We start from the raw sequence: 25911 nt of genomic DNA on the forward strand, positions 1-25911 counted from the left end.
ACGGCCGGGAGGCGCGGGTCGCGCCCGCCGGTCGGCCGGCGGTGGTCGGACCATCGGCCGGGAGGCGCCGGTCGCGTCCGCCGGTCGGCCGGCGGGCCGCAAGATGCGGCCACTTCGACCGGCCCGTCGATCCACCTGCGGCTGCATGCCGAGCGCCATCGGTCGGCCGCTGAGCAGCCTCGCTGTGCCGACCTCGGGAGACCCGGGTCTGGTGAGTGGCACACGGGGGCGGTGCAGCTCGAGACCGTCGTTCAGGCGTGGCGTCCGGTCCCCGTGCGGTTCGACCACCCAGCCACGTCAACGAGGGCGCTGTCGGTCGTCGATCATCCCCCGACAGCGGTCTCGACGAAACCGCGCACGAGCGCATCAGCCCGGGCCTGCCGTTCTCGGAGCGGCCGCCTGTCGGTGGACGTCGCGAGGAACTGCGTCGGCAGGAGGGGCGTGCGGTTGAGAAGGTCGACGAGTTCGCGAGCTCGAGGTGGGCTGAGCACGGCGGCGGCTCTCCGTCCGAGCAGCCTGGCCGCGACCAGGTCGGTATCGGACTCGTACTCGAGGAACACGGCGTCCTCGACCTCGTCCCACAGCTCGTTGACCATCTCTGGGGACGAGCAGTACCACTCAACTGCGAGCGCCAGGTCTCGCGCGTCCTTGTCGTCGTACGATGACCGGTCGACCCAAGCTCTGAGCTTCAGAGCCACGTAGCCCGGGGCCGATGGAACGCGCACCCGGTACCCACTCGGGAGCACGAGTTCCGCGGCGTCGGCGAAGACATCCTGAAAACCGAACACGCTCATCTCCTCCCGACGAGATGCGGGCACGACAACGCCGTCCGGTTCCTCGACAGCATCGCCGAACGGCATGAAGTCGACGGGGATTTCGGCAACCAGGTAGCGCACCCCGTTGGCCCCCGTCGGAGAGTAGCCCGAGGTCGCCCTCTCGTAGTCGGTCCACGAATCGATCGCGAGGGCGACGTCGACGTCGACGTCCTGTGTTCCTCTCACCGGGAGATCGGACACGAAGACGTCGTGGTGCAGGTGGTCTCGGGCTTCCGCTCCGATCACCATCAGCTTCTCGGACACGACGCCAGCTCCCTCGACGAGCTCCGTCACGACGGCGTCCACGACCGCCAACCGATCCCCCTCAGGCATCGACGAGCCCGGTTCGAGAGCGGACCTCCTCGGCGGCTTCTCGCGCACGGCTGTCGTTCATCGCCATCAGTTCCGCGAACACGAGCAACGGCGGCGCGAGCGTGATCGATGCATCGCCCGCGGACGGCGCTCGCCAGAACATCTCACGCACGAAGACGTTCGGCTCGCCGATGCTCCGCCAACGATTCCGGACGGCGACCATCGGGTCCCACGGACGGACCCAGACAGAGAGAGTCTCAGGGCTACGGATCCACGGCGCTCCACGCTCGCCACTGACCGCGATCTGGACGCCGTCGGCAGGCCCGACGTCCAGTGTCCGCGCGACGAAGCGGCGCGTCCGTCGAGACGCTCCAAGCCCGCTGGGGAAAGCCGCCACCCATTGATCGACGAAGCGGTCGCGCGACCGGCCGCCCGGCCATAGGTCGCGCACATCTCCCGAACGCTGCGACAGGTGATCGACGACCTCCTTCGCCAAGCCGATCGAGACACCGGAAGCCTCGGCTATGCGGCGGAGTGGAGCGTCCACCAGACCCGGCCATGTGAGGAGCGCGAACAGCACCTGCGAGCGCTTGATACTGAAGAGGTTGACGTCTCCAGGCGCGGAAGCGGTTGACACGGCTGCACCTCCGGGACGCCGTACATCGATGAGGAGCGCCTCGTCCCGGATGAAGGCGTTCCCGACGGTGTCGACGAAGTTCACACCGAGCGCACGGAAGCGGTCTGCGCTCTGAGTGGTGACCCTCGGACCGATGAGCAGCCGCGGCCGTCCATCCCCCGCAGGCCAGGGGATCTGATCGTAGGAACTCAGCGTCATCGACGGCACGATCGCGGCGAGCACCGGGCGCCGCCACGAGGTATCCCGTCGCTGCAACTCGGCATCCCAGATCCCGAGGTTCTGGACCCCATCGATCTGACCCGACGCAGAGATGTCCAGCCCCATGACTCTGAGGCGTTCTTCCACTTCTCGCACGATGCCGTGCGTTTCGGCGTTCAATGGGTCCACATGTTCAAAATAGTTGAACTACGCCTAAAAGTGAACACGGGCACGAAACGTTCGAAGCTTGCGCACGGAGCGCGCACATAGGGCGCGCGCACTGACACCTGGAACGACGAAACCCCCGCCGAGGCGGGGGTTTCGTCATGTGCGGAGACGGAGGGATTTGAACCCTCGGTCCCCTCAAAGGGGACTCCACCTTAGCAGGGTGGTGCACTCGGCCGGACTATGCGACGTCTCCGTGCGCTCTCGCGAACGCTCACCCCACCATACAGGAGGACGGGCGTCCTCTCGACCCGGTGACACGGCCGAGAGACCGCCGCACCACAACCGCCGGACGCACCGCCGCACCCCTCGATCCCGCCGGTCCCCTCAAGTGGGGACACGAGGGGGTTGTCGAGACGTACCCCGGTCCGTAGTCTCATCGAGCCGCGACCATCACATTCCGGGGTTCCCCCGCAGTCGCGACACAGCACCGGACGTCGTTCCCACGCGACCCGAGCCCCGCGCACCCGATCGCGGCGCCGGGACGGGGACGGCCAGGGGGCGCGGACCCGGTCCGCGCCCCCGCTCTGGGTGCTCCGCACGAGCTCGGGGCGCTCCTCACGGCGGGCGCAGCACGCGCGAGCAGCACGCCGGACAACCTCCCGCGCTCCCGCTCGGCCGGCTGCACACAGCCGAGAAGCGCGCCCCCGTCGCCGCAGTCCTCGCGCACACCGCCGCCCTCCTCACGCCACCGAACGGAACCGCCCCGGCAACGCGATGAGGTCCGACGCGAGCTCCACCAGCGCCGCGGCACACCCGTCGAGGTCGTCCCGCTCGGCAGCCGAGACCGCACGCTCGACCCGTTCGGCCCGGACCCGTCGCCCGACCACGGCATCGATCCCGTTCGCCGCCGCGACGTCGTCGGTGAAGAACGTGTCGAGCACGGGCCGCTGCGCGAACAGCCAGTCGGCGCTCACCATCGACCCGCGCCGCCGCAGGCACCACGTGCCGAGCTCGACGAGCGCCCCGGCCTCGGACCGGCAGTCGCGGAGCAGCCACGCGTCGAACGCACCGGGCTCCGCGGGACCGCCGACGGGCGGGTCACCGAGCACGGCACGGGCGAGCCGGAGCCGCTCGACCATCTGCGCGACCGTCCACGGCGCCACGACGACCCCGACGTACCGCTGCACGCTGACGAGCCGGAGCGACTCGAGCGGCACGAGGGCTTCGCGCACCGGCGTCCGCGACACCCCCATGTCCCGGGCGATGTCGTCGAGCCGGAGCCGCTGCCCCTTCCGGTACACCCCGCGCAGCACGTTCTCGAGCAGCTTCAGGAAGACGGCGTCCCGGAGCAGCCCGCGCTGGATGCCGGTGGGGTCGCCGTTCCCCCCGGAGGCTGCTGTCGGTGCGTGGTCCATCCACCCAGGCTCAAGCACGACGACCACCAGTGCGTGCGGCATCGGGTGACCCGTGGACCGGGACGGTTGCGGTCGGCCTGTGGAGGAAGGACATGCGACGAGGGTCCCAGCACGGGACCCTCGTCGCAGAACATTCTGAGTACGAAATGCTACTTCTTGCTCGACTCCGTCAGGACCGACAGCGGTTGGGTGATGTCCTCCAGGCCCTTGCGCGCCGCGTCCACGCCGAACACGAGCGCGACCACCCCGCCGGCGATCATCACCGCCGAGCCGAGCAGGTACCCCCAGAAGAGCGGTTCACGCGACGACCCGTCCCCGATGAAGGCGCCGTAGATCGCGGGTGCCACGGCACCGAAGATCTGCGCGAGGGCGAAGAAGTACGAGATGGCCTGCGACCGCAGCTCGAGCGGGAAGATCTCGCTCACCGTCAGGTACGCGCTCGACGCCCCGGCCGAGGCGAAGAAGAACGACACGCACCAGAACACGACCTGGACCGTGGCACTGATCGCGTCGGCGCGGAACAGGAACGCCGATGTCGCGAGCACGAGCCCGGACACCAGGTACGTCAGGAAGATCATCTGCCGGCGACCCCAGGTGTCGAAGAAGCGACCGAGGATGATCGGGCCGAGCAGGTTGCCGATGGCGAACGGGAAGAAGTAGATCGACGTCTCCGCGGTCTTCAGCCCGAAGAAGTTCGTGAGCACGAGTGCGTACGTGAAGAAGATCGCGTTGTAGAGGAACGCCTGCGTGATCATCATCGTCGCGCCCACGAGCGTGCGCGTCGGGTACTGCTTGAGCAGCACGCGCGCGATCGTGAGGAAGCCGACCTTGTCGAGCGGCGTCACCGTCAGGGCCTTCGACCGGTCCACCTCGGGCAGCCGCTGCCCGGTCGAGCGCTCGACCGAGTCCTCGATCTCGGAGACCGTCCGCTCGGCCTCGTCCTCGCGGCCGTGGGTCATCAGCCACCGCGGACTCTCCGGGATGTGGCGTCGCAGGAAGATGATCGCGATGCCGAGCACCGGCCCGAGGAAGAACCCGATGCGCCAGCCGATGTCCTCCGAGAAGTTCGCGGTGTCGAGCAGGTAGATGTTCGCGAAGGCGCCGAGCGCCGCGCCACCCCAGTAGGTGCCGTTGATCGCGATGTCGACGTGGCCGCGGTACTTCGACGGGATGAGCTCGTCGATCGCCGAGTTGATCGCCGCGTACTCACCGCCGATGCCGAGCCCGGCGACGAACCGGAAGGCCGCGAGGAACCAGAAGTCCTGCGCGAGCCCGGCGATGCCGGAACCGATCAGGTAGATCGCGAGCGTGAGGATGAAGAGCTTCCGGCGCCCGAGCCGGTCGGACATGCGCCCGAACACGAGCGCCCCGACCACCTGGCCGACCAGGTAGATCGTGCCGAGCAGCGTCACCTGCTGCGTCGACAGGTGCAGGTCCGCCTGGAACCCTGCGTTGGAGACGATCTGGATCTCGAGGCCGTCGAGGACCCACGACACCCCCAGCCCCACCACCACGCTCCAGTGGAACCGCGTCCACGGCAGTCTGTCCATCCTGGCGGGGACCAGGCTCGTGATCGCCCCGTTCGTCGCACTGCTCACGAGGGCGGAACGTACTCCGGGTTCTCAAGGCGGGTTGCCAGATCAGTCGCAGCTTTACGGCCTCACAGGTTCAGGGAAGTGCAGTGAAAGCGGACGGGAGGCGCGTGGCGGGCCCGCCACGCGCCTCCCGTCCGCCGTGTCGGTGCGCGGGCGTACCGTCGGAAGCGTGACCCGACCAACCATGAGCACGGTCGGCGAGCTCCGCGCTGCTGGACACGTCCAGAAGTCGGTCCGCGCCGAGATCCGCGACAACCTCCTCCAGGCTCTCCGCGAGGGCCGCGACCCCTGGCCCGGCCTGCACGGCTTCCAGACCACGGTCGTCCCCCAGCTCGAGCGTGCGCTCATCGCCGGGCACGACCTCGTGCTGCTCGGTGAACGCGGGCAGGGCAAGACCCGCCTGCTCCGCTCGCTGCAGGGCCTGCTCGACGAGTGGACGCCGGTCATCGACGGCTCCGAGCTCGGCGAGCACCCGTTCGACCCGATCACGACCGAGAGCATCCGCCGCGCTGCCGAGCTCGGCGACGCGTTGCCCGTCGCGTGGCGCCACCGTGACGAGCGCTACGTCGAGAAGCTCGCGACGCCGGACACGAGCGTCGCGGACCTCATCGGCGACGTCGACCCGATGAAGGTCGCCGAGGGCCGCAGCCTCGGCGACCCGGAGACGATCCACTTCGGGCTGATCCCCCGCGGCCACCGCGGCATCGTCGCGATCAACGAGCTGCCCGACCTCGCCGAGCGCATCCAGGTCGCGATGCTCAACGTGATGGAGGAGCGCGACGTGCAGGTCCGCGGCTACGTGCTGCGCCTCCCGCTCGACGTGCTCGTCGTCGCGAGCGCGAACCCCGAGGACTACACGAACCGCGGCCGGATCATCACGCCGCTCAAGGACCGCTTCGGCGCCGAGATCCGCACGCACTACCCGATCGAGCTCGCCGACGAGGTCGCCGTCATCCGCCAGGAGGCCCAGCTCACCGCCGACGTGCCGGACGCGCTGGTCGAGATCCTCGCGCGGTTCACCCGTGCGCTCCGGCAGTCCAGCGCGGTCGACCAGCGCAGCGGTGTCAGCGCCCGGTTCGCGATCGCCGGTGCCGAGACGATCGCCGCGGCGGCCGTGCACCGTGCCGCACGGCAGGGCGAGGAGCACGCCGTGGCCCGGCCGATCGACCTCGAGACGGCGGTCGACGTGCTCGGCGGCAAGATCGAGTTCGAGAACGGCGAGGAGGACCGCGCGGACGAGGTCCTCGAGCACCTGCTCCGGACCGCGACGGCCGAGACGGTCCGCTCCCGCTTCCGGGGGCTCGACTTCGACGTGCTCATCGAGGCCCTCGACGGCGGCACCATGGTGACCACCGGCGAGCAGGTCAGCGCGCGGGCGTTCCTCGAGGGGCTGCCGTCGATCGGCGAGTCCGACCTGTACGACCAGGTGTGCGAGCGCCTCGGTGCGACCGACGACGGCGAGCGTGCCGGCGCGATCGAACTCGCACTCGAAGGACTCTTCCTGGCCCGCCGGATCAGCAAGGAGTCGGGCGGCGGCGAGGCCGTCTATGGCTAGGCAGAACCGGCGCCTCAGCCGCGACGCCCGGTACGGCCCGTACGAGGGCGGGCCCGACCCGCTCGCGCCCCCGGTCGACCTGTCCGAGGCGCTCGACGCCATCGGCGAGGACGTCATGGGCGGCACCTCGCCCGAGCGGGCGATCCGGGAGTTCCTCCGCCGCGGCGGCGCGACCCAGCGCGGCCTCGACGACCTCATGCGCCGGGTCGCCGAGCGGCGCCGGGAGCTGACGAGCCGGAACAACCTCGACGGCACGCTGCAGCAGGTGCAGCGGCTCCTCGACGAGGCCGTCCTCGCCGAACGGGGCGAGCTCGCGCGCAACGTCGACATCGACGACGCCGACCGTGCCCTCGCCGAGGTGCAGCTCGACAGCCTGTCACCCTCGCCCGCGGCCGCCGTGCAGGAACTCAGCGGCTACGACTGGAAGAGCCCGCAGGCCCGGCAGCGGTACGAGGCGATCAAGGACCTGCTCGGCCGGGAGGTGCTCGACCAGCGCTTCGCCGGCATGAAGCAGGCCCTCGAGGGTGCGACCGACGAGGACCGCGCCGCCGTTGCCGCGATGATGCGGGACCTCAACCAGCTGCTCGCCGACCACCGCGACGGGACCGACACCCAGGAGCAGTTCGACGCGTTCATGGCCCGGCACGGGCAGCACTTCCCGTCGGACCCGGCGAACGTCGAGGAACTGCTCGACGACCTGGCCGCCCGGGCCGCGGCCGCGCAGCGGATGCGCAACTCGATGACGCAGGAGCAGCGTGACGAGCTCGACGCCCTTGCGCAGCAGGCCTTCGGCTCGCCGGACCTGATGCGCGAGCTGGGCCAGCTCGACGACACCCTCCGCTCGCTCCGTCCCGGCGAGGACTGGGGCGGCTCGGAGCGCATGGACGGCGAGCAGGGCCTCGGGCTCGGCGACGGGACCGGGGTGTTCCAGGACATCGCCGACCTCGACGCCCTCGCTGACCAGCTCGCGCAGTCCGGCCCCGGCTCGGACCTGGCGGACCTCGACCTCGACGCGCTGCAGCGGCAGCTCGGCGACGAGGCGGCCGTCGACGCGAAGACCCTGCAGGCCCTCGAACAGGCCCTGCGGAACTCGGGCGCGGTGAAGCGCGGCACCGACGGGCAGCTCCGCCTCACACCGAAGGCCATGCGACAGCTCGGCAAGAGCCTGCTCAAGGACGTCGCCGAGCGCATGTCCGGCCGGCAGGGCGCGCGTGACCTCCGCCGTTCGGGGGCGTCCGGTGAGCCGTCCGGCGCCACCCGTCCGTGGGCGTTCGGCGACACCGAGACGTGGGACCTCCCCCGCTCGATCACGAACGCGCTCGTCCGCACCGCCGCCGACGGCCGGAGCGGCCCCGGCGTCCGACTGACGATCGACGACGTCGAGGTCCAGGAGACCGAGGCCCGGACGCAGGCGTGCGTGGCGCTCCTCGTCGACACCTCGTTCTCGATGGCGATGGAGGACCGCTGGGTCCCGATGAAGCGCACCGCCCTCGCGCTGCACACGCTCGTGAGCACCCGGTTCCGCGGCGACGACCTGCAGCTCATCGCGTTCGGTCGCGAAGCCGAGGTGATGGACGTCGAGCAGCTCGTCGGCCTCGACGCCCAGTGGGACAAGGGCACGAACCTGCACCACGCCCTGCTCCTGGCGAACCGGCACTTCCGCAAGCACCCCGCCGCCCAGCCGGTGCTGCTCATCGTGACGGACGGCGAGCCCACGTCGCACCTCGAGCCGGACGGCCAGGTGTGGTTCGGCTACCCGCCCGACCCGGTGACGATCGCCCTGTCGGTCCGGGAGCTCGAGAACGCCGGACGGCTCGGGGCACAGACGACGTTCTTCCGCCTCGGCGACGACCCCGGGCTCGCGCGGTTCGTCGACGCGATGGCACGCCGGGTCGACGGCACCGTGGTGGCACCGGAGAACGACGACCTCGGGGTCGCCGTCGTCGGCTCGTACCTCGGGTCCCGCCACGGCGGGACCAGCGGGTTCCCCCGCGACGAGTGGGGGACCTAGACGCGACCACCCCACGGACGGGAGGCCCGGTGCCGGTCGACACCGCGCCTCCCGTCCGTCGCCACGCACCTCGCGCGCGACCCGGCGGGACCGACGGGGCGGCGGCGGGTCAGAACAGGGGCCAGGGCACGGCCGGGCCGTGCCCCGGCGGCGGCGGGAACACCCCGACCGCGCGGAGCGCGGCGCAGCGGGCCCGGGTGTTGTCGATCTCGGCCGGCGTGAGGTGCTCCTCGAGCGCGGTGCCGAGGTCCCCGCGGAGCGCCTCGGACACCCGGTCGAGTCCCTCGAGCTCGTCGGCGTCGAGCGGTTCGCCGATCCAGCCCCACAGCACGCTGCGGAGCTTGTGCTCGACGTGGAAGGCGAGCCCGTGGTCGACGCCGTACCGGTGGCCGTCGGGCATCGCGAGGACGTGCCCGCCCTTGCGGTCCGCGTTGTTCACGACGACGTCGAACACGGCCATCCGGCGCAGGGCCGCGGTGTCCTCGTGCACGAGGGTCACCGGCCGGTCGTGCTCGTCGATCGCCTCGAGGACGGGCAGCCAGGGCGACCCCTCGGCGTCGGCCTCCTCGGTCGGGACGAGGTCGACCGCGTCCTGGTCGGGGTCGACGTCCTGCCAGCGCTGCACCATGCCGGGGCCGAAGGGGCCGTCGCCGAGCCAGGTCGGTGGGACGACGCCCCAGCCGAACGCCTCGGAGACGAGGAACGCGGCGACCTCGCGGCCGGCGAGCGTGCCGTCCGGGAAGTCCCAGAGCGGCTTCTCGCCCTGCACCGGCTTGTAGACGACGGACTCGCCGTCCAGCTCGGCGAGGAAGGTGGCGTTCGACGCCTCGCGGATCCGGGCGCGGATCGTCAGGGCCCCGTCGGGCGCGGGCGACCCGTCGCTCATGCGTCGCCGGGCTGTCGTCCGGCGGCGACCACCTCGCGCGTCCGCTCGACGAAGGCGCGGGCGCTGCCGACGGGGATCTTGACCTGGAAGACCTCGGCCGGCTCGGGGATCTCGACCACGGACTCGACCTCGTCGCCGTCCTCGTCGGTCTCGGTGACGATCTCGAGCTCGTCGTCGATCGGGTACGCCTCGATGACGACCTGCGCGGTCGCCGGGTCGAAGCCGAGGCTCAGGGCCCCGGCGCGGAACTCGGGCTCGACCGGCTGGTCGAGCGGTCCGGCGTCCCGGAGCTCGGTCGGCGCGGACGGCGGCACGCTGAAGCGGTTGTCCTCCACGGTGGCGACCTCGTCGAGCAGCTCGGCGACCTTGTCGGCCAGGACCGCGGACTGTTCCTTCTCGAGGGCGACGCTCGTCACCCGCTTGCCGTCCCGGGCCTGCAGGTAGAAGGCGCGCTCACCCGGGCGGCCGACCGTCCCGACGACGAGACGTTCCGGCCAGTCGAAGCCGTGCACGATGGTGGGCATGCCCCGATTGTAGGAGCGCCCGCGTGCACGTGTTCAGGGTCGCGCGGAGTCCGGCTCCCCGTGGCCCGCTCCCCCGCCGACCGCGGCGTCGCCCGACGGCGCCGGGGCCGCGGCGAGCCAGGCGAGGTCACCCGAGTCGGTGTTCGTCGCGACCACCTCGGGCCGGTGCTCGCCGTAGCGCACGACGGACACCGAGGCCGGTCCGACCGCGATCCGCTGGAACAGGTCGAGGTGCATCCCGAGCGCGTCGGCGAGCACGGACTTCACGATGTCGCCGTGGCTCACCGCGACCCAGACCGCGGTCGGGCCGTGCACCGCCTCGACCTCGGCGTCGATGCGGCGGATCGCCGCGACCGCGCGGGACTGCATGGTCTGCATGGACTCGCCGCCGGGGAACACGACCGCGCTCGGGTTCGCCTGCACGGTCCGCCAGAGCGGCTCCTTCGCCAGGTCGGCGAGCTTCCGGCCCTGCCACTGCCCGTAGTCCGCCTCGGTGATCGCGCGCTCGACCCGCACCTCGGGGTCGCCCTGCTGCTGGGCGAGGACCGCGCGGGCCGTCTGGCGGCAGCGTTCGAGCGGACTCGTGACGAGGGCGGCGAGCGGGATCGGCGCGATGCGGGCCGCGGCACGGTCGGCCTCCTCGCGGCCGACGCGGTCGAGGGACACCCCGGCGGTCCGGCCGGCGAGCACACCGGTCGCGTTCGCCGTGGTGCGCCCGTGCCGGAGGAGGAGGACGGTCGCCATGCGCTCGATCCTAGGCGGCCACCGCGTGCCCGGGCGCCGCCGGGGCGGGCTCGTGCCGTGCGGCTCGCGGACAGTGTCCGGCACTCCCGGGGCGATGCACCATCATGGTCCGGTGCTCGTCTCGATCGTCTACATGAGCCGCTCGGCGGTGCCCTTCGACGACGACGCCCTGGCCGAGCTCCTGCACGGGTCACGGCTGCGCAACGAGGCCCTCGGCGTCTCGGGCCTGCTCGTGGCGAAGGGCGGCCGGTTCATGCAGCTGCTCGAGGGGCCGGCGTGGAGCGTCGACGACCGCTTCGCCGCGATCTCCCGCGACCCGCGGCACGGCGAGGTGAAGTCGCTCGTCCGCGAGGACATCGAGCGCCGCCGGTTCGACGGGTGGTCGATGGCCTACCGCTCGCTCGACGACGCCGACCTGCACGGCGAGGAGGGCTTCAGCCCGTTCCTGTCCGGCACGATGGACTTCACGCGCGAGTTCGACCGGACGAGCGCCGCCTGGCTGCTCAAGTGGTTCCGGGACCGCGAGCTCACCGACCGCTGACCCGACCCGTCCGCGAGGGACCCGTCACCGACCGCTGACCCCGGCCCTGTCGAAGGTCTCCTCGACCACCGCGAGCAACCGTGCCCGGTGCGCGGGAGCCGCGGTGGCAGCCAGGACGACGCGCCACATCACGGCGACCGCCGGGTCCAGGTCGGCCCGGCCGCTCCGCACCTCGGCCACGAGCTGCACCCCCGTGAAGTACGGCACGACGGACCCGCCCAGCTCCTCGGCGGTCAGGTCGGTCCGCAGCTCCCCGCTCGCGAGCGCGAGGCGGAAGACGTCGACGATCCCGCCGATCCACTGCTCGTAGAACGACGACGTCGCCCCGGCGAACTCCCCGCGTTCGAGCGAGAGCCGGATGCCGGCCCGGACGATCGGGTCGGTCCGGAGCTGGTCGGCGATGCCCTTCGACGCCCGCACGAGCGCCGCGGTCGGCGACGCGTCGGCGTGCTCGACCGACGCGAAGGTCCGGGCGTTCTGCTCGTCGATCACCGCGAGGGCGAGCGCGAGCTTCGTCCGGAAGTGGAAGTGGAGCGTCCCCTGCGGCACGCCGGCGCGGCGCGCGACGGCGGCGATGGTCGTGGCGGCGTAGCCGACATGGTCCATCTCCTCGGCCGCGGCCACCAGGATCTGCTCGCGTCGGTCCACGGGTCCAGTCTCACGGACGCCGGGTGCGGTGCCTGCCAGCCCCGCGCCTCCAGTCAGGGGGTGGTCGCCACCCGGGCCGGGCGTGCGACGCCCTGCGGTCGGGCTACGCGGCGTGCCGCGCGAGGGAGACGCGCTCCTCGGGCAGGTCGAGCAGCTCGCGCCCGCGGAACCACCGGAGCAGCCAGTCGGCCGGGCTTCCGGCGAGCCCCGCGGGCAGCCCGGAGCGCTCGGTCAGGAACGTGCTGAAGCCGGGCTCGTCGCGGACCTCGACGTCCGAGGGGTTGCCGAACGCCATCGACCAGCCGTCGAAGCGGCGGGCGTCGATCGTCTCGCGGGACAGCGACTTGACGCCGTGGTGCCGGGGGTCGCGCTCGATCGCGGCGAACCGGTCGGCGACGCTCCACGTCGGCCCCTCGAGCACCTGCATGAACCGCCCGCCCTTGGCCAGCAGGAGCCCGGAGACCCCGAGCGCCTCGTTGCGCAGTCGGGCTTCACGGAGCATGGCGACGAGGGCGTCGTCCGTCAGGTCGTCGACCGCGACGGACATGTACACGTGGGAGGAGAGCGATGTCATCGGCGCCAGTCTCCGTCCACCCGCGGACACCGGTCAACGCGGTCGTCCGCACACCGCACCCGAGTGCGGAGACCGGATGGGCGCGCCGCTCGGGTCCGGTTCGCATCGTGCTTCTACATCTCGTAGAATCATGGTCGCGCGGCACGGTGTCGCGCCCTCCGCCCGACAGGACCCCGCGCCCCGATGCCCAGCACCGCTCCGCCGCCGTCACGGGGCTGGTACGCCCAGCTCCTGCTCCGCCTGCACTTCCTCGCCGGACTCTTCGTCGGCCCCTTCATCCTCGTCGCCGCGCTCTCCGGAGCCGTCTACGCGCTGGCCCCGTCGATCGAACCGGTCCTGTACCAGCACGAGCTCACGGCGTCGTCGACCGCGTCCGCACGGCCGCTCGCCGACCAGGTCGCCGCCGCCGAGCGGTACGTGGCCGCCCACCACCCGGACGACACCGTCGTCGAGGTCCGTCCCGCCCCCGGGCCCGGCGCGACCACCCGCGTGCAGTTCAGCGAGGCGGGGCTGCTCGAGTCGCAGACCCGCGCCGTGTTCGTCGACCCGGGCGACGTCGAGGTCCGCGGCGACCTGCCCGTGTACGGCACGTCCGGGTCACTGCCGTTCCGCACCTGGGTGAGCACGTTCCACCGCAGCCTGTTCCTCGGCGACGCTGGACGGCTCTACAGCGAGACGGCCGCGTCCTGGCTGGGGATCGTGTCGCTGGCCGGGATCGCGCTCAAGGCCTTCCGGATCCGTCGCGCACGCCGCAAGCGGGACCTCGTGGTGCCCGACAACCGCGCCCGCGGGTACCGCCGCACGTTCTCGTGGCACGCCGCCACGGGCGCCTGGGTGCTCCTCGGCACGCTCTTCCTGTCGGCGACGGGCATCACGTGGTCGCACTTCGCCGGGGACAACGTGACGGCGCTCCGCTCGGCGCTGAGCTGGCAGGCGCCCACGGTCGACACCACACTCGGTAGCGCGGCGGCGATGTCGATGTCGGCCGGCGAGCACGCCGAGCACCACGGCGGCGGGACGACCGCCGCCGGCTCCCCCGCCACGGTCACGCCCGAGCAGTTCGACGAGGTCCTCGCCGTCGCCCGCGCGTCCGGCGTGCGTGCCGACGAGGTGCGCATCCGACCGGCCGCGACCACCGACCAGGCGTGGACCGTCGAGGAGATCAAGCTCAGCTGGCCGGTCGCGATGAACGCCGTCGCGGTCGACCCGGGCACGATGACCGCGGTGTCACGGGTCTCGTGGGACGACTACCCGCTGATGGCCAAGGCCGCGAAGCTCGGCGTCAACACACACATGGGTGCACTGTTCGGGCTGCCGAACCAGATCGTCCTGCTCCTGGCCGCGCTCGGGATCGCCGCGATGGTCGTCCTCGGGTACGTGATGTGGTGGCAGCGCCGTGTCCCGGGCGGCCGGGTCGGCCGCGCACCGGCCGAGGGTGCGCTCGCCCGCGCGCCCTGGTGGGGTGCGGTGGCCGTCGTGGTCGTCGCGATCGGGCTCGCGCTGCTGCTGCCGACGGTGGGCGTCACCCTGCTCGGGTTCCTGCTGGTCGACGCGCTGGTCACCGCGTTCCGGTCGCGTACCGGCGCGACCGACTGACGGACGGGAGGCGCTGGTCGCCTCGTTCCGGTCGCGCACCGGCGCGACCGGCTGACGGACGGGAGGCGCTGGTCGCCTCGTTCCGGTCGCGCACCGGGGTGACCGTGTGACGGACGGGAGGCGCGGTGCCAGCCGGCACCGCGCCTCCCGTCCGTCAGGTTGGTGCGGATCAGGCCGAGGCCGACTCCGTGATCGCGTCGCGGAGCGCCTTCGCGGCGGCCGCGACGTCGTCGGCGCTGTAGATCGCGCTGCCGGCGACCGCGATGCGGGCGCCGGACGCCTGGACGGCGCCGACCGTCTCGGGCTTGATGCCGCCGGCGACCGAGAACGGCACGCCCGAGGCCTCGCCGTCGCGGAGCAGCGTCTCGAAGGTGAAGCCCTCCTCGGCCTGCTCGTCGAGCCCGGCGTGCATCTCGACGAACTCGGCGCCGAGTGCGACGACCTCCTTGGCGCGGGCGGCCTTGTCCTCGACGCCGATCAGGTCGACGACGATGCCCTTGCCGTGCTCCTTCGCGGCCTTGACGGCGCCGGCGATGGTGCTGTCCCCGGCGACGCCGAGGACGGTGACGAGGTCGGCACCGGCGTCGAACGCGATGCCGGCCTCGAGCTCGCCGGCGTCCATCGTCTTGAGGTCGGCGAAGACGACCTTGTCCGGGTGCGCCTGCTTGACCGCGGTGATCGCGGAGAGGCCGGCGCTCTTGATGAGCGGGGTGCCGAGCTCGATGACGTCGACGTACGGGGCGGCCTTGCCGGCGAGCTCGAGGGCGTGCTCGGTGGTGAGGGTGTCCATGGCGAACTGGAGCTGCATGGTGGTGTCCTTCCGGTGGTGGTTTGTGGGGGTGTCGGAACGGGTGGTCACGCTCGGGCGGCGTGCCGCGGGGCGGTCACGCTCGCGCGGCGTGCCGCGGGGCGGTCACGCTCGCGCAGCGTGCCCCGGGGCGGCCACGCTCGGGCGGCGTGCCGCGGGGCGGTCACTCGAGGTTGGCGTGCCGCGGCCACAGGTCGTCGGCGTCGTGACCGCTGCGCTGCCAGAGCGCGTGGAACAGGGCGTCCCCGAGGAGCACGACACCCTGCTCGAAGAGGCTCCCCGCGTACTGCGCCGAGGCCGTGCCGGAGCGGTCGGTCTTCGTCGCCGCGGGCAGCGCGAGCGTCGTGTCCGCGAGGGCCGCGAGCGGGGAGTCGTCGGTCGTGCTCACCGCGAGGACCCGCGCGCCGACGTCGACCGCGGTGCGCGCGGCCTGCACGATGCCGCTCGTCGTCCCGGAGCCGCTCGCGACGAGGAGCACGTCGCCCCGCTCGATCGCGGGGGTCGTGACCTCGCCGACGACGTGCACCTCGAGCCCGAGGTGCATGAGGCGCATCGCGGTCATCCGGAGCGCGAGCCCCGACCGGCCCGCGCCGTGCACGAACACGCGCTCGGCGTCGGCGAGCAGCTCGAGGGCGCGCTCGGACGGGGCCTGGTCGGCGTCGAGGACGGCGTCCGCCAGGTCCTGGAGCTCGTCGGCGATGAGCTCCAGGGCGTCGGCCGTCGTGGCGTCGTCGCCCGCGTTCCCGTGGTCGGCGGTGCCGGCGCCGTCGCCCGTGCTGCCGTGGTCGGCCGTGCTGCTGTTGTGCATGGCAACGATGCTGCTCCGGTGCGCCTGGGTCCGCCGCCGCCCGGCCGGGCTGCCGTCCCGTCCGATCGGGTGGGAGGGGGCCGCGTCACGGGGTGGGGCGGGTAGGTTCGGTCCCCGTGACCGACACCACCCGGACCCCCGCCAGTCGGCTCGCCGCCTCGGAGCACGCCCGCACCGTGGCCGAGCAGGCCGACCGACACGCGCTGACCCTCGAGTCCGTCCTCGCCGTGCTCCGCTCCCCGCGCCTGTCGGACACGGCAGCCCGGACCGAGGCCGTCGAGATCGCCTCGGCCGCGCTCGTCGAACTCCGCACGGTGACGGACCGGCAGCGCAGCACGCTGCTCGAACCGGTCACGGGGGCGTTCTCACGGCTCCGGGCCGACCTGCGCCCGCTCGTCCGCTTCGGCGACCTCGACGTGCAGTTCGTCGAGCCGCCCGCGACCGGTCGGGCACTCCCCGGGGACGTCGCGCACGGGGCCCGCGCGATCGTCCGGACGGCCGTGCTCGCCCTCGTCGACGACGGCGTCGCGCGGCGGGTCCGGATCCAGTGGGACTGCGACGGCCGGAACCTGCTCGTGCAGCTCCGCGACGACGGCGCCGGCACGCTCGACGCCCACGACGACGCGGTCCGGCCGATCGCCGAGCGGGTCGTCGCCCTCGACGGGACCCTGCACGTCGACTCGACGCCCGGGTGGGGGTCCACGCTCGACATCGCGCTCCCCCTCGACCCCGCGCCCGGTGCCGTCGACGTGCCCGAGGACGCCGACCTGACCGACCGCGAGCGCGACGTGCTGCGGCTCGTCGTCACCGGCGTGGGCAACCGCGAGATCGCCGAGGGCCTCGGCATCAGCCCGAACACGGTCAAGTACCACGTGGCGAACCTGCTCCGGAAGCACGGTGCCCGCACCCGCGCGGAGCTCGCCGCCCTCGGCGCCCGCGCCTGACCGGTCGGCCGGCGTGCCGGCGTCTCCGTCCGCCGCGCCGATCGGCCGCGCGTCGTGTCTCCGTCCGCCGTGTGCTGGTGCGACGTGCTCGCGCACAACCGGAAGCACCTCGCACCACGTCGTTCCACGGCGCGACGTGCTTCCCGTTGTGCGGACGGCGGGGCCGACCCCCGGGGCCGCTGCCGGCCGGCGTCAGGCCGACGGCGCGAGCAGCTGGAACATGACGTGGTCGCGCCACGCCCCGTCGATGTGGATGTACTGCGGCGCGAGCCCGTACCGGACGAACCCGTTGCGCTCGAGCGCCCGCTGCGACGCGGTGTTCTCGGGCAGGGTCTCGGCCTGCACCCGGTGCAGCCCGAGCTTCCCGAACGCGTGGTCCACCGCGAGCCCGACCGCCCGCGTCGCGTGTCCCTGCCGGGTGCGGTCCGCGCGGACCCAGTACCCGAGCGCGCAGGACTGCAGCGCCCCTCGGGTGACCCCGCTCAGCGTGATGCGCCCGAGCAGCTCGCCGTCGTCGTCCGTGATGACGAACGGCACCGAGCTCCCGGTCTGCGCCGCCGCGAGCAGCAGCCCGATCGTGCGACGCTGTCCCGCCTCGGTGTAGTACTCGGGCGTCCGGCTCGGCTCGAACGGCCGCAGGTGGTCGGCGCTCGCGCGCACCACGGCCGCGAGTTCGGCGGCGTCGCCGGACTCGACCAGGCGGAGGCGGGTGCTCACATCCCGTCGCGCGGATCCGAGGGATGAAACGCGGTCAGGATCATCATCGCGTCTCACAATGGCAGGAGATCGAGACCGGGTGCGGACGCGTAGATCCGATCAGCGGCAAGGAGCGGAAGTTTCTTCGCGATCGCGCACGCAGCAACCCAACGGTCGGCAGTGTGCACCTTTGCATGGAGCGCATGACCCGAGGCCCGACAAGCGATCGTCAGGTCGACGAACGATGACAGCACTTCGGTATCGACGCCGATGGTCGGGTAAGCCTCCAGGGAACGCAACGCTTCACCGAAACGCCGTTCACCCCATCGAGCGGCGCGAAAGCCACTGATGAGTTCGGCCCGGGTCTGGAACGACAGCAACACCGGCCTCCCCGCGAGTGCACGTCGCCAGTCGTCAACCGGCACACCTCGGGCTGCGGCCGCCTCAGGAGAAACGATGACGTGACTGTAGACGTCGGTGTCGATGACGACCGGCCCGGACATCAGAGGCCCATCGCGTCGAGGAAGCTGTCCTGCTCTTCCCTGGTCAAGGCCAGTGCTTCCGCCGTTCCGAGTGACGCCTCGGGGCTGAGGATCTCTTCCACCGGTATCGCCCGTGCGAGCGCCGCACCCTTGAGGTGGTCAGGCGCGGGACGCACGACCGCTGAGCGGATGGCAACGACCTCTCCGCGCTCGTTCCGTTCTGCTGTCCCCTCCACCTGAACGCGGCGACCGATGAGCGCGGACGTCTCCGCAGCGGACCGGACCTTCGGAAGCGGGTATGCGATCCCGACGGCATCGCGAACCCGGAAGCCACCCGAGCGGATGTCGACCTTCTCGAGCCAACCTTCGATGACGACATCCTCCGTCTCTCGCAGCCCTGGCCGCCAGACGTCGGCGCGCAGCGACTCGGTGGACGCCTCTCCCCGAGACCTGCCATCAACGCGGACTTCGAGGCGCGGGGCGGCTCGCCGGAAGGCGGCGATCAGGTCTGCCACCGAAGCTGCGGTGCTCTCGTTGGCGTCCTGCGGGCGTTCGTTCACGAGAATTCCCGAGAGGAGGGCGTCGAAGCGTCGATCGAAGTCCTGCTCCTCAGCGAGGTCGAAGTCGAGCTTCGAGTGCTCGGACGCTCGCGTGACCTGGATCACCGTGCTCCCCGCGGACAGACCAGTCAGCCGGAGTTTCGACAGCCGCTCGACCTGCGCGGATGGGCGACCGCGATGCGCCGCGTCGGCAGCGACCCTCCCGACGCGGACTGCCACTTCCTGCAGCTTGCCGAGGATCTGCAGGACGTCGTCTACGTCGATTTCTCCCTGCGGGAGATCTGCATCGATCAGGCGGAAGTCGTACGACGAACTCATGAGCGATCTGCCCCTCCCGTGATCACAGCAAGCTGCGCGCCCCTGAGGACGGTTGCGGAGGGTGTGGGATTCGAACCCACGAGACATCACTGCCCACCTGTTTTCAAGACAGGCTCCATCGGCCGCTCGGACAACCCTCCAGCGACGCGACCACGTGGCGAGACGTGATCGCGTCCCGAGCAGTCTACCGGCCGCGTCGACCGCGGGCGCGGCAGCCCTGTCGACGATCAGCGCAGCAGCGCATCGACCGTCAGCGTGGCAGCGCGTCGAGCGCCGCGGCCAGCCCGTCGTCAGCGACCCCGCCCGTGAGCTCGTTCCCGGCGTCGACGACGTCGGACGGCGCCTGCCCCATCACGACGCCACGACCCGAGGTCGAGGCCCACCGCAGCATGTCGATGTCGTTCCGCCCGTCGCCCGCCGCCATGACGCGGGAGCGCGGGATGTCGAGCCACTCGCGGACCCGTTCCATGGCCGTGGCCTTCGTCACGCCCTCGGGAGCGATGTCGAGCCACGAGGTCCAGCCGACCGAGTACGAGACCTTGTGCAGGCCCATCCGCTCGACGACCTGCAGGAAGTCCTCGGTGTCGTGCCCGGGCGAGATGACGACGACCCGGGTGGCCTCGACGCCGAGCAGCTGCTCGAACGGCACGTGCTCGCCGGAGACCGTCATGGTGTCGTCGGGGAAGTTGCCGGAGAGCAGGAAGTGCCCGGTCTCGTCCTCGACGCCGAACGCCGCGTCGACGAGTGCCCCGTGGATGGTCTGCAGCACCTCGGTCGGGTCGAACCGCTCGACGTGCACGCGCTCGTACGAGCCGTCCTCGCGTCGCCCCAGGATCAGCGCCCCGTTCGCGCACACGACGTACTTCGGGCGGATGCCGATCCGGTCGAGCAGCGGGATCGTCATGCCCTCGCTGCGCCCGGTGCTCAGCATGACCTCGTGCCCGGCGGCCTCGGCGGCACGGACCGCGGCGGCGACGGGCTCGGTGATGACCCCGTCCTCGCGCATCGTGGTGCCGTCGACGTCGAGCGCCACGAGCCAGCGCTTCGTCCGCGCCGGAGCAGCGAGACCCGCGCCTGCACCCGCAACCGCGCCAACCACGCCGCCAGGAGCCGCGCCCGCGGCAACCGCGCCACCAGCAGCGTCAGCACCGCCCGCAGCGGCAGCCCCGCCACCCTGCGCCGACCCGTCGACGAACCGTCCCTGCGCACTCATCGGGGTTCGATGACCTCGACGCCGCCCAGGTACGGCCGCAGCACCTCGGGCACGACGACCGAGCCGTCCTCCTGCTGGTGCGTCTCGAGGATCGCGACGATCCAGCGCGTGGTCGCGAGCGTGCCGTTCAGCGTCGCCACCGGGGCGGTCTTGCCGCTCTCGGTGCGGTAGCGGGTATCGAGACGACGGGCCTGGAACGTCGTGCAGTTCGAGGTCGAGGTCAGCTCGCGGAAGGTGCCCTGCGTCGGGACCCACGCCTCGATGTCGTACTTGCGCGCGGCGCTCGTGCCGAGGTCCCCCCCGGCGACGTCGATGACGCGGTAGTGCAGCCCGAGGTCCTGCATCATCGACTCCTGCATGGCGACGAGACGCTGGTGCTCCGCCTCGGCCTGCTCGGGGAGGACGTACGAGAACATCTCGAGCTTGTTGAACTGGTGCACGCGGAGGATGCCGCGGTTGTCCTTGCCCGCCGAGCCGGCCTCGCGGCGGTAGCAGGTCGACCAGCCGGCGTAGCGGATCGGGTCGCCCGACTCCGGGAACGACAGGATCTCGTCGGCGTGGAAGCCGGCGAGGGCGACCTCGCTCGTGCCGGTCAGGTACAGGTCGTCGGCCTCGAGCCGGTAGACCTCGGCCGCGTGCTCGCCGAGGAACCCGGTGCCCGCCATGGTCTCGGGGCGGACGAGCGTCGGGGTGATGAGCGGCTCGAAGCCGTGCTCGACGGCGCGGTCGAGTCCGAGGTTCATGAGCGCGATCTCGAGCCGGGCACCGAGGCCGCGGAGGAAGTAGAACCGCGAGCCGGAGACCTTCACGCCGCGCGGGATGTCGATGATGCCGAGGTGCTCGCCGAGGTCGGCGTGGTCCTTCGGCTCGAACGTGAACGACGGCTTCGTGCCGACGGTGCGGAGCGTGACGAAGTCGTCCTCGCCGCCCTTCGGCACGTCCGGCAGCACGACGTTCGGGATGGACCGGACGACGCGGTCGAACGACTCCTCGGCCGCGGTGACCTCGGCCTGCGCCTCCTTCACCTTCGCGGCGAGCGCCTGCGCCTGCTGCACGAGCGCGGCCTTCTCGTCCTTCGGGGCCTTGGCGACGGTCTTGCCGAACGCGTTCTGCTCGGCGCGGAGCGCCTCGAACGCGGTGATCGCGCTGCGTCGGGCGGCGTCCGCGGCGACCGCGTCGTCGACGACGGAGACGGAGGCGCCACGCGCCTCCTGCGAGGCCTTGATGACGTCCGGGTGGTCGCGCAGGAGCTGGAGATCGATCACCGGGTCATCCTACCCAGCGCAGGTCACGGCCCCTCGGCGGGACCGGGTGACGGACGGGAGGCGCGGTGCGGGCGTGCACCGCGCCTCCCGTCCGTCAGTCGGTCGCGTCCGTCGGCGGCTGGTCGCGCAGGGCGGCGACCATCCCGCGGAGCAGGCGGAAGGCCGCTGCGCGGCCCGCGTCGTCGAGGTCGCGCGTCATCCGCAGCTCGACGCCGCGGACGGCGGCACTCGCCTGCTCGCGCTGCCGGTGCCCGGCGGCGGTCAGCGTCGTCGGCTGGACCCTGCCCGCGGTGGGTGCGGAGCGCGTGACGACGCCGTCGCGCTCGAGCTGCTGCAGGAGCGTGTTCATGGACTGGCGGGTGACGAACGTGCCGCGCGCGAGCTCGGAGTTCGACAGGCCGGGGCGCTGGGCCAGGAGTTCCAGGCACGAGTAGTGCGTGACGGTCATGCCGAGGGGGCGGAGGGCGTCCTCCATCGCGGCACGGAGGGCGCTGGCCGCCTGCTTGAGGACGTAGCCGACGGAGGTGTCGAGCTCGATGCGGTCGGCGCCTGGAGCGGCGTCGGGACCGGTGTCGGCAACGGTGTCGGTCCGGGTGGGTGCGGCGTGGTCGTCTTGACGCATGTCAGGAGTCTGACATAGGTTGTGCGTGTCAGTCATCTGACACAGAAGAAGGAGCACACCATGCCCGCCACCGGGATCGACTTCACCTCGCTGCAGGTCCGCGACCTCGACGCCTCGCAGGCGTTCTACGAGCAGTACCTCGGACTCGTCCGGTCCCCCGCCGGACCGCCGCACGCCGTCGTGTTCCAGACCGAGCCGATCGCGTTCGCCCTGCGCGACCTCGTGCCCGGGACCGACCTGACCGCCGGACAGCCGGCCCTCGGCGTCGCGCTGTGGTTCCACGCGACCGACGTGCAGGCCGTGCACGACGCACTGGTCGCCGACGGGCACACGATCGTCACCGAGCCGTTCGACGGACCGTTCGGGCGCACGTTCGCCTTCGCCGACCCGGACGGCTACACGATCACGCTGCACGACCGGCGCTGACACGGGCGGAGCGGCGGGGCGGCGGGCGGCCGGGCGGTGCCGGTCTGCGCGGGCGGCCGTCCGCTCGCAGGGCCCGATCGGTAACGTCGAGGGCATGTCGACACCATCGGAGACCGCGCCCGCGGGCCAGGACGCCCTCCCGACCGAGCAGAAGACCGCCGCGGTCGTCTACAACCCGGTCAAGGTGCACCTGGAGACCCTGAAGCGCACCGTCGCGAAGCACGAGCAGGAGGCCGGCTGGGCCGAGACCCTGTGGTTCGAGACCAGCGAGGAGGACCCGGGCGGCGGCATGGCGAAGGCCGCCCTCGAGGCCGGTGCCGACGTGGTCGCCGCCGCCGGTGGGGACGGCACCGTCCGCGCCGTGGCCGAGGTCGTGCACGGCTCCGGTGCCGTGCTCGCCCTCCTCCCGAGCGGCACCGGGAACCTGCTCGCCCGGAACATCCCCGCGCCGATCGACGACATCGGCGCGAGCATCCGGACGATCTTCCGCGGCGAGGACCGCGCCATCGACTTCGGCGAGCTCGAGATCGAGCGGCCCGGGGGCGAGCGCGAGCAGTACGGCTTCGTCGTGATGGCCGGCCTCGGGCTCGACGCCCGCATGCTCGCGAACACCAAGCCGGAGCTCAAGAAGAAGGTCGGCTGGCTCGCCTACGTCGACTCGCTGTTCCGCTCGGTGCGGGACGCCGACGCGTTCGAGTTCCGGTACCGGCTCGACGGGGACGGCAACCAGTCGGTCCGCGCGCACTCCCTGATCGTCGGGAACTGCGGCATGCTCCAGGCCGGCGCGACGCTGCTGCCCGACGCCGAGATCGACGACGGCGTGTTCGACGTCGTCGTCATGCGGCCCCGGGGCTTCTTCGGCTGGGTCCGCATCGGGGCCCGGGTGTTCTGGGAGAACGCGATCCTGCGCTCCTTCCGCCGCTCGAAGATCGGGCAGACCCAGGTCGGCAAGCGGATCGCGACCGCGGCCCGCGAGGAACGCCCCCTGCGCTACATCCGCGGCAAGGACTTCGTGGCACGCCTGGAGCGGCCCGACGAGTTCGAGATCGACGGCGACCCGGTCGGCGAGGTCGTCGCGTTCCGGGCGAGGATCGACGCCGGCGGCCTCACGGTGCGGGTCGCAGGTCCCCAGGACCAGACGCGGAACACCCGCCGCGTCGAGCACGACCACAGCTGACGGGGGCCGGGCGGGGCCGCTCGGGCCGGACGGGGTCGCGCCGGGCCGGGCGCGCTCCGCACAACGGAAGGCACGTCGAACCACGGGAAACCGTGGCGCGGCGTGCCTTCCGTTGTTCGTGAGCGCGTCGAACCAGCGCGCGGGCACCGGCGACGCGCTGCGCGACTCAGGCCGCGTCGGGGTCGGGCTCGGGCTCGCCCGAGACGATCGCGCGGAGCCAGTCCCGCGCCTCGACGAACGCCTCGTCGGAGTAGCGCGCCGACACCTCGGGGCGGAAGCCGTCGGCCCGCGGGTACGACCCGAGGAACGTCACGCGCGGGCTGAACCGGCGCAGGCCGAGCAGCGCGTCCGCCACCCGCTCGTCGTGCACGTGCCCGTCCAGGTCGACGACGAACCGGTACCGCCCGAGCTCGTCGCCGATCGGCCGCGAGGACAGCAGGCCCATGTTGATCCCCCGCGTGGCGAACTGCTCGAGCATGTCCACCAGGGCACCGGGGTGGTCGGCGGGCAGCTCGACGATGATGCTCGTCTTGTCGGCGCCCGTGCGCGGTGGGATCGCGAGCGTGCGCGACACCAGGACGAACCGGGTGACCGCGCTCGCGTTGTCGCCGATCGACGTCGCGAGCACGGCGAGGTCGTGGTGGTCGGTGATCCCCGGCGGGGCGACGGCGGCGTCGGCGACCGGGTGCTCGTCGAGCAGTGCCGTCGCGGCGGCCACGTTCGACGACGCCGGGATGTGCCCGTGCCCCCGCACGTTCGCCTCGAGCCACTTGTGGGTCTGCGCGTACGCCACCGGGTGCGCGTTCACGGTCCGGACGTCGGCGAGTGTCGTGCCGTGCCGGGCGACGAGCACGAAGTCGACGGGGACGAGGTACTCCCCCACGATCCGCACGCCGGGGATCCGCGCGAGGGCGTCCTGCGTGGCGCTCACCCCGCCGTCGACGCTGTTCTCGATCGCGATCACCGCGCCGACCGAGCGGCCGGTGACGACGTCGTCGAGCGCCTCGCCGACGTTGTTGACGCTGCGCCAGGGCTTGCCCGCGGCGGCCTCGACGAGCTTGAGCGCCGCCTCGGTGAACGTGCCGGCGGGTCCGAGGTAGGAGTACGTGTCGGTCGGCTCGGCGCGCTCGGTCATGCGGCGAGCCTACTGGTGTACCAGCACCACCGGCCCGCCCCGGCCGCGTCCGGCCGGCTCCGTCAGCCCCGCCAGGTCGGACCCCGGCCGCGTCCGGCACGCCCCGTCGGCCCCGCCCGGCCGGCCCCTGCCCCTCAGGACCGGACGAGCAGCGTGTCCGAGTCGCCGTTCCGCCCGACGGTCCGGAACCCGACCCGCTCGTAGAGCATCCGCGCCCCGGTGTTGCCGTCCTCGACGCTCAGGCTGACGCCGGGCCACCCGGCCGCGCGTCCGGCGTCGAGCAGCCGGGCCAGGAGCGCACCACCGATCCCCCGCCCCCGCCCCCGCGGCTCGACCGCGATGGTGAGCTCGGGCACGTCTGCCGCCACGAACCCGTACCCGGGGTCGTCCTCGGGCAGGAAGCGCGCCCAGACCACCCCGACCGGCCCGTCGTCGTCGACCGCGACGACGCCGTGGTCCCGCGCGGGGTCGAAGCCCTGCCAGTAGTGCGCGAACTCCGGCCGGTCCAGGTCGGCGTCCGTGAAGGTCGCGGCCTGCCAGTTCATCGCGGCGAGCGTGGCACGGCGCAGCAGCTGCTCGTCGTCCGCGGTCACGGCACGGAAGCGCACGCCGTCGACCTCCGGCAGCGCGGCCGCTGCACTGCCGGGGACCGCCGCCCCCGCGCCGGGCTCCGCCCCCGCCTCCGCACCGGGCGCCGCCTCCCCGGCACCGGTCAGCCGCTGCTCGCACAGCACCTCGTCGTCACCCCGCGGGTACGTCAGCGCCGCGAACCGCCCCTCGGGGTCGAGGCGCTCGAGCAACGCCCGCGTGATGTCGTCGAGCTGCCCGACCTGCTCGTCGGTCAGGGCGTCGACGACGAACCGCCGTGCCGTGCGGACGTGGTCCGGGGCCGCGGCGACGATCGCGTCGTACCCGGCGTCGGTGAGCCGGACATCGGTGGCCCGCCGGTCGTCGACCGAGGGGCAGCGCCGCACCAGGCCGCGCTTCTCGAGCCGCGACACCACGTGCGACAGCCGCGGCAGGGACGCGTTCGTGGCCGAGGCGAGCGCCGACATCCGGAGCGTGCGCGACTCGGTCTCGGACAGCATCGCGACCACCATGTAGTCGAAGTGGGTCAGGTCGGCGTCCCGCTGCAGCTGCTGGTCGAGCGCCGCCGGCAGCAGCTCCATGACCGCGACGAGCTTCATCCAGGCGCGGAGCTGCGCACGCGTCAGCCACGGTGTCTCGTCGGTCATCCA

Annotated in this window: 26 protein-coding genes and 2 tRNA genes; 7 read left to right on the forward strand and 21 right to left on the reverse strand. The window is 72.3% G+C overall.

Annotated elements, in window-relative coordinates:
* Positions 1–323 precede the first annotated feature (323 nt).
* The 5 genes from QOL16_RS13440 to QOL16_RS13460 all read right to left on the reverse strand — a co-directional run bounded on the left by QOL16_RS13440 (position 324) and on the right by QOL16_RS13460 (position 5143).
* Positions 324–1196, reverse strand: a complete 873-nt coding sequence (locus tag QOL16_RS13440; protein ID WP_139266276.1) for a hypothetical protein — start codon at positions 1194–1196, stop codon at positions 324–326.
* Positions 1141–2109 (reverse strand): type IV toxin-antitoxin system AbiEi family antitoxin, encoded by a 969-nt coding sequence (locus tag QOL16_RS13445; RefSeq protein WP_071282190.1) that lies wholly within the window; start codon positions 2107–2109, stop codon positions 1141–1143. Before QOL16_RS13445 ends, QOL16_RS13440 begins: the two co-directional genes overlap by 56 nt.
* 184 nt (positions 2110–2293) lie before the next feature.
* Positions 2294–2383, reverse strand: a tRNA-Ser gene (locus QOL16_RS13450).
* Positions 2384–2870: 487 nt separating this feature from the next.
* Positions 2871–3545, reverse strand: coding sequence for a GntR family transcriptional regulator (locus QOL16_RS13455; RefSeq protein ID WP_065963789.1), 675 nt, complete (start codon positions 3543–3545; stop codon positions 2871–2873).
* A 149-nt stretch (positions 3546–3694) separates the two neighbouring features.
* Entirely contained in the window at positions 3695–5143 is a 1449-nt protein-coding gene (locus QOL16_RS13460; protein ID WP_366556886.1) for an MFS transporter, read from the reverse strand.
* A 181-nt stretch (positions 5144–5324) separates the two neighbouring features.
* Between QOL16_RS13460 and QOL16_RS13465 the strand changes: the two genes are divergently transcribed.
* Positions 5325–6695, forward strand: a complete 1371-nt coding sequence (locus tag QOL16_RS13465; RefSeq protein ID WP_065963792.1) for an AAA family ATPase — start codon at positions 5325–5327, stop codon at positions 6693–6695.
* Positions 6688–8706, forward strand: coding sequence for a VWA domain-containing protein (locus tag QOL16_RS13470; RefSeq protein WP_071282192.1), 2019 nt, complete (start codon positions 6688–6690; stop codon positions 8704–8706). Before QOL16_RS13465 ends, QOL16_RS13470 begins: the two co-directional genes overlap by 8 nt.
* A gap of 109 nt (positions 8707–8815) precedes the next feature.
* On the opposite strand, the gene QOL16_RS13475 is transcribed toward QOL16_RS13470, so the two are convergent.
* The 3 genes from QOL16_RS13475 to QOL16_RS13485 are packed head-to-tail and all read right to left on the reverse strand — an operon-like array spanning position 8816 to position 10860.
* Positions 8816–9592: an SCO1664 family protein gene (locus QOL16_RS13475; protein WP_071282194.1), complete on the reverse strand. Its 777-nt coding sequence runs from the start codon at positions 9590–9592 to the stop codon at positions 8816–8818.
* On the reverse strand, positions 9589–10116 hold the full coding sequence (locus tag QOL16_RS13480) for a DUF3090 domain-containing protein (protein WP_065963798.1): 528 nt from the start codon (positions 10114–10116) through the stop codon (positions 9589–9591). The genes QOL16_RS13475 and QOL16_RS13480 overlap by 4 nt, the downstream gene beginning before the upstream one ends.
* A 33-nt stretch (positions 10117–10149) precedes the next feature.
* Complete coding sequence (locus tag QOL16_RS13485; protein WP_071282196.1) at positions 10150–10860, reverse strand: MSMEG_4193 family putative phosphomutase; 711 nt, start codon at positions 10858–10860, stop codon at positions 10150–10152.
* A gap of 112 nt (positions 10861–10972) precedes the next feature.
* Between QOL16_RS13485 and QOL16_RS13490 the strand changes: the two genes are divergently transcribed.
* Entirely contained in the window at positions 10973–11401 is a 429-nt protein-coding gene (locus tag QOL16_RS13490) for a BLUF domain-containing protein (RefSeq protein ID WP_175473027.1), read from the forward strand.
* A gap of 24 nt (positions 11402–11425) precedes the next feature.
* On the opposite strand, the gene QOL16_RS13495 is transcribed toward QOL16_RS13490, so the two are convergent.
* Positions 11426–12049, reverse strand: coding sequence for a ScbR family autoregulator-binding transcription factor (locus QOL16_RS13495; RefSeq protein ID WP_071282198.1), 624 nt, complete (start codon positions 12047–12049; stop codon positions 11426–11428).
* A 103-nt stretch (positions 12050–12152) separates the two neighbouring features.
* Positions 12153–12623 (reverse strand): BLUF domain-containing protein, encoded by a 471-nt coding sequence (locus QOL16_RS13500; RefSeq protein ID WP_071282200.1) that lies wholly within the window; start codon positions 12621–12623, stop codon positions 12153–12155.
* Between the two features lie 183 nt (positions 12624–12806).
* Between QOL16_RS13500 and QOL16_RS13505 the strand changes: the two genes are divergently transcribed.
* A complete protein-coding gene (locus QOL16_RS13505; RefSeq protein WP_071282202.1) occupies positions 12807–14219 on the forward strand; it encodes a PepSY domain-containing protein in 1413 nt (470 codons plus the stop codon).
* Positions 14220–14388: 169 nt separating this feature from the next.
* Here QOL16_RS13505 and hxlA read toward each other — a convergent pair whose 3' ends face one another.
* Together hxlA and hxlB are read right to left on the reverse strand one after the other, a co-directional pair.
* Positions 14389–15027, reverse strand: coding sequence for a 3-hexulose-6-phosphate synthase (gene hxlA, locus QOL16_RS13510; RefSeq protein WP_071246722.1), 639 nt, complete (start codon positions 15025–15027; stop codon positions 14389–14391).
* Between the two features lie 163 nt (positions 15028–15190).
* Entirely contained in the window at positions 15191–15835 is a 645-nt protein-coding gene (gene hxlB / locus QOL16_RS13515) for a 6-phospho-3-hexuloisomerase (RefSeq protein ID WP_083394863.1), read from the reverse strand.
* A gap of 116 nt (positions 15836–15951) precedes the next feature.
* Between hxlB and QOL16_RS13520 the strand changes: the two genes are divergently transcribed.
* A complete protein-coding gene (locus QOL16_RS13520; protein ID WP_071282204.1) occupies positions 15952–16779 on the forward strand; it encodes a LuxR C-terminal-related transcriptional regulator in 828 nt (275 codons plus the stop codon).
* A gap of 192 nt (positions 16780–16971) precedes the next feature.
* On the opposite strand, the gene QOL16_RS13525 is transcribed toward QOL16_RS13520, so the two are convergent.
* The 7 genes from QOL16_RS13525 to QOL16_RS13555 all read right to left on the reverse strand — a co-directional run bounded on the left by QOL16_RS13525 (position 16972) and on the right by QOL16_RS13555 (position 21935).
* Positions 16972–17496, reverse strand: coding sequence for a GNAT family N-acetyltransferase (locus QOL16_RS13525; RefSeq protein ID WP_175473028.1), 525 nt, complete (start codon positions 17494–17496; stop codon positions 16972–16974).
* Between the two features lie 53 nt (positions 17497–17549).
* The gene (locus tag QOL16_RS13530; protein WP_139266278.1) at positions 17550–17978 is read right to left on the reverse strand and encodes a PIN domain-containing protein; all 429 of its coding nucleotides are present in this window, start codon (positions 17976–17978) and stop codon (positions 17550–17552) included.
* Positions 17978–18835 (reverse strand): hypothetical protein, encoded by an 858-nt coding sequence (locus QOL16_RS13535; protein ID WP_071282206.1) that lies wholly within the window; start codon positions 18833–18835, stop codon positions 17978–17980. The genes QOL16_RS13530 and QOL16_RS13535 overlap by 1 nt, the downstream gene beginning before the upstream one ends.
* A gap of 55 nt (positions 18836–18890) precedes the next feature.
* Positions 18891–18975 (reverse strand) — tRNA-Ser (locus tag QOL16_RS13540).
* A gap of 110 nt (positions 18976–19085) precedes the next feature.
* A complete protein-coding gene (locus tag QOL16_RS13545; protein WP_139197424.1) occupies positions 19086–19934 on the reverse strand; it encodes an HAD family hydrolase in 849 nt (282 codons plus the stop codon).
* A gap of 110 nt (positions 19935–20044) precedes the next feature.
* Positions 20045–21313: a serine--tRNA ligase gene (gene serS / locus QOL16_RS13550; protein ID WP_065964767.1), complete on the reverse strand. Its 1269-nt coding sequence runs from the start codon at positions 21311–21313 to the stop codon at positions 20045–20047.
* A gap of 94 nt (positions 21314–21407) precedes the next feature.
* Positions 21408–21935 (reverse strand): MarR family winged helix-turn-helix transcriptional regulator, encoded by a 528-nt coding sequence (locus QOL16_RS13555; protein WP_083393938.1) that lies wholly within the window; start codon positions 21933–21935, stop codon positions 21408–21410.
* Between the two features lie 60 nt (positions 21936–21995).
* On the opposite strand from QOL16_RS13555, the gene QOL16_RS13560 reads away from it, so the two are divergent.
* Positions 21996–22361, forward strand: a complete 366-nt coding sequence (locus tag QOL16_RS13560; RefSeq protein ID WP_071282209.1) for a VOC family protein — start codon at positions 21996–21998, stop codon at positions 22359–22361.
* A gap of 94 nt (positions 22362–22455) precedes the next feature.
* On the forward strand, positions 22456–23538 hold the full coding sequence (locus QOL16_RS13565; protein ID WP_083394864.1) for a diacylglycerol kinase family protein: 1083 nt from the start codon (positions 22456–22458) through the stop codon (positions 23536–23538).
* A gap of 166 nt (positions 23539–23704) precedes the next feature.
* Here QOL16_RS13565 and pheA read toward each other — a convergent pair whose 3' ends face one another.
* Both pheA and QOL16_RS17275 read right to left on the reverse strand, forming a co-directional pair.
* Positions 23705–24673, reverse strand: coding sequence for a prephenate dehydratase (gene pheA / locus QOL16_RS13570; protein WP_071282211.1), 969 nt, complete (start codon positions 24671–24673; stop codon positions 23705–23707).
* A gap of 134 nt (positions 24674–24807) precedes the next feature.
* Positions 24808–25908 carry a GNAT family N-acetyltransferase gene (locus tag QOL16_RS17275; protein WP_370692525.1) on the reverse strand — a complete coding sequence of 367 codons (1101 nt, stop codon included), beginning with the start codon at positions 25906–25908 and terminating at the stop codon, positions 24808–24810.
* Positions 25909–25911: the final 3 nt, after the last annotated feature.

Source organism: Curtobacterium sp. MCBA15_004, from assembly GCF_001865055.2.
Lineage (GTDB): Bacteria > Actinomycetota > Actinomycetes > Actinomycetales > Microbacteriaceae > Curtobacterium.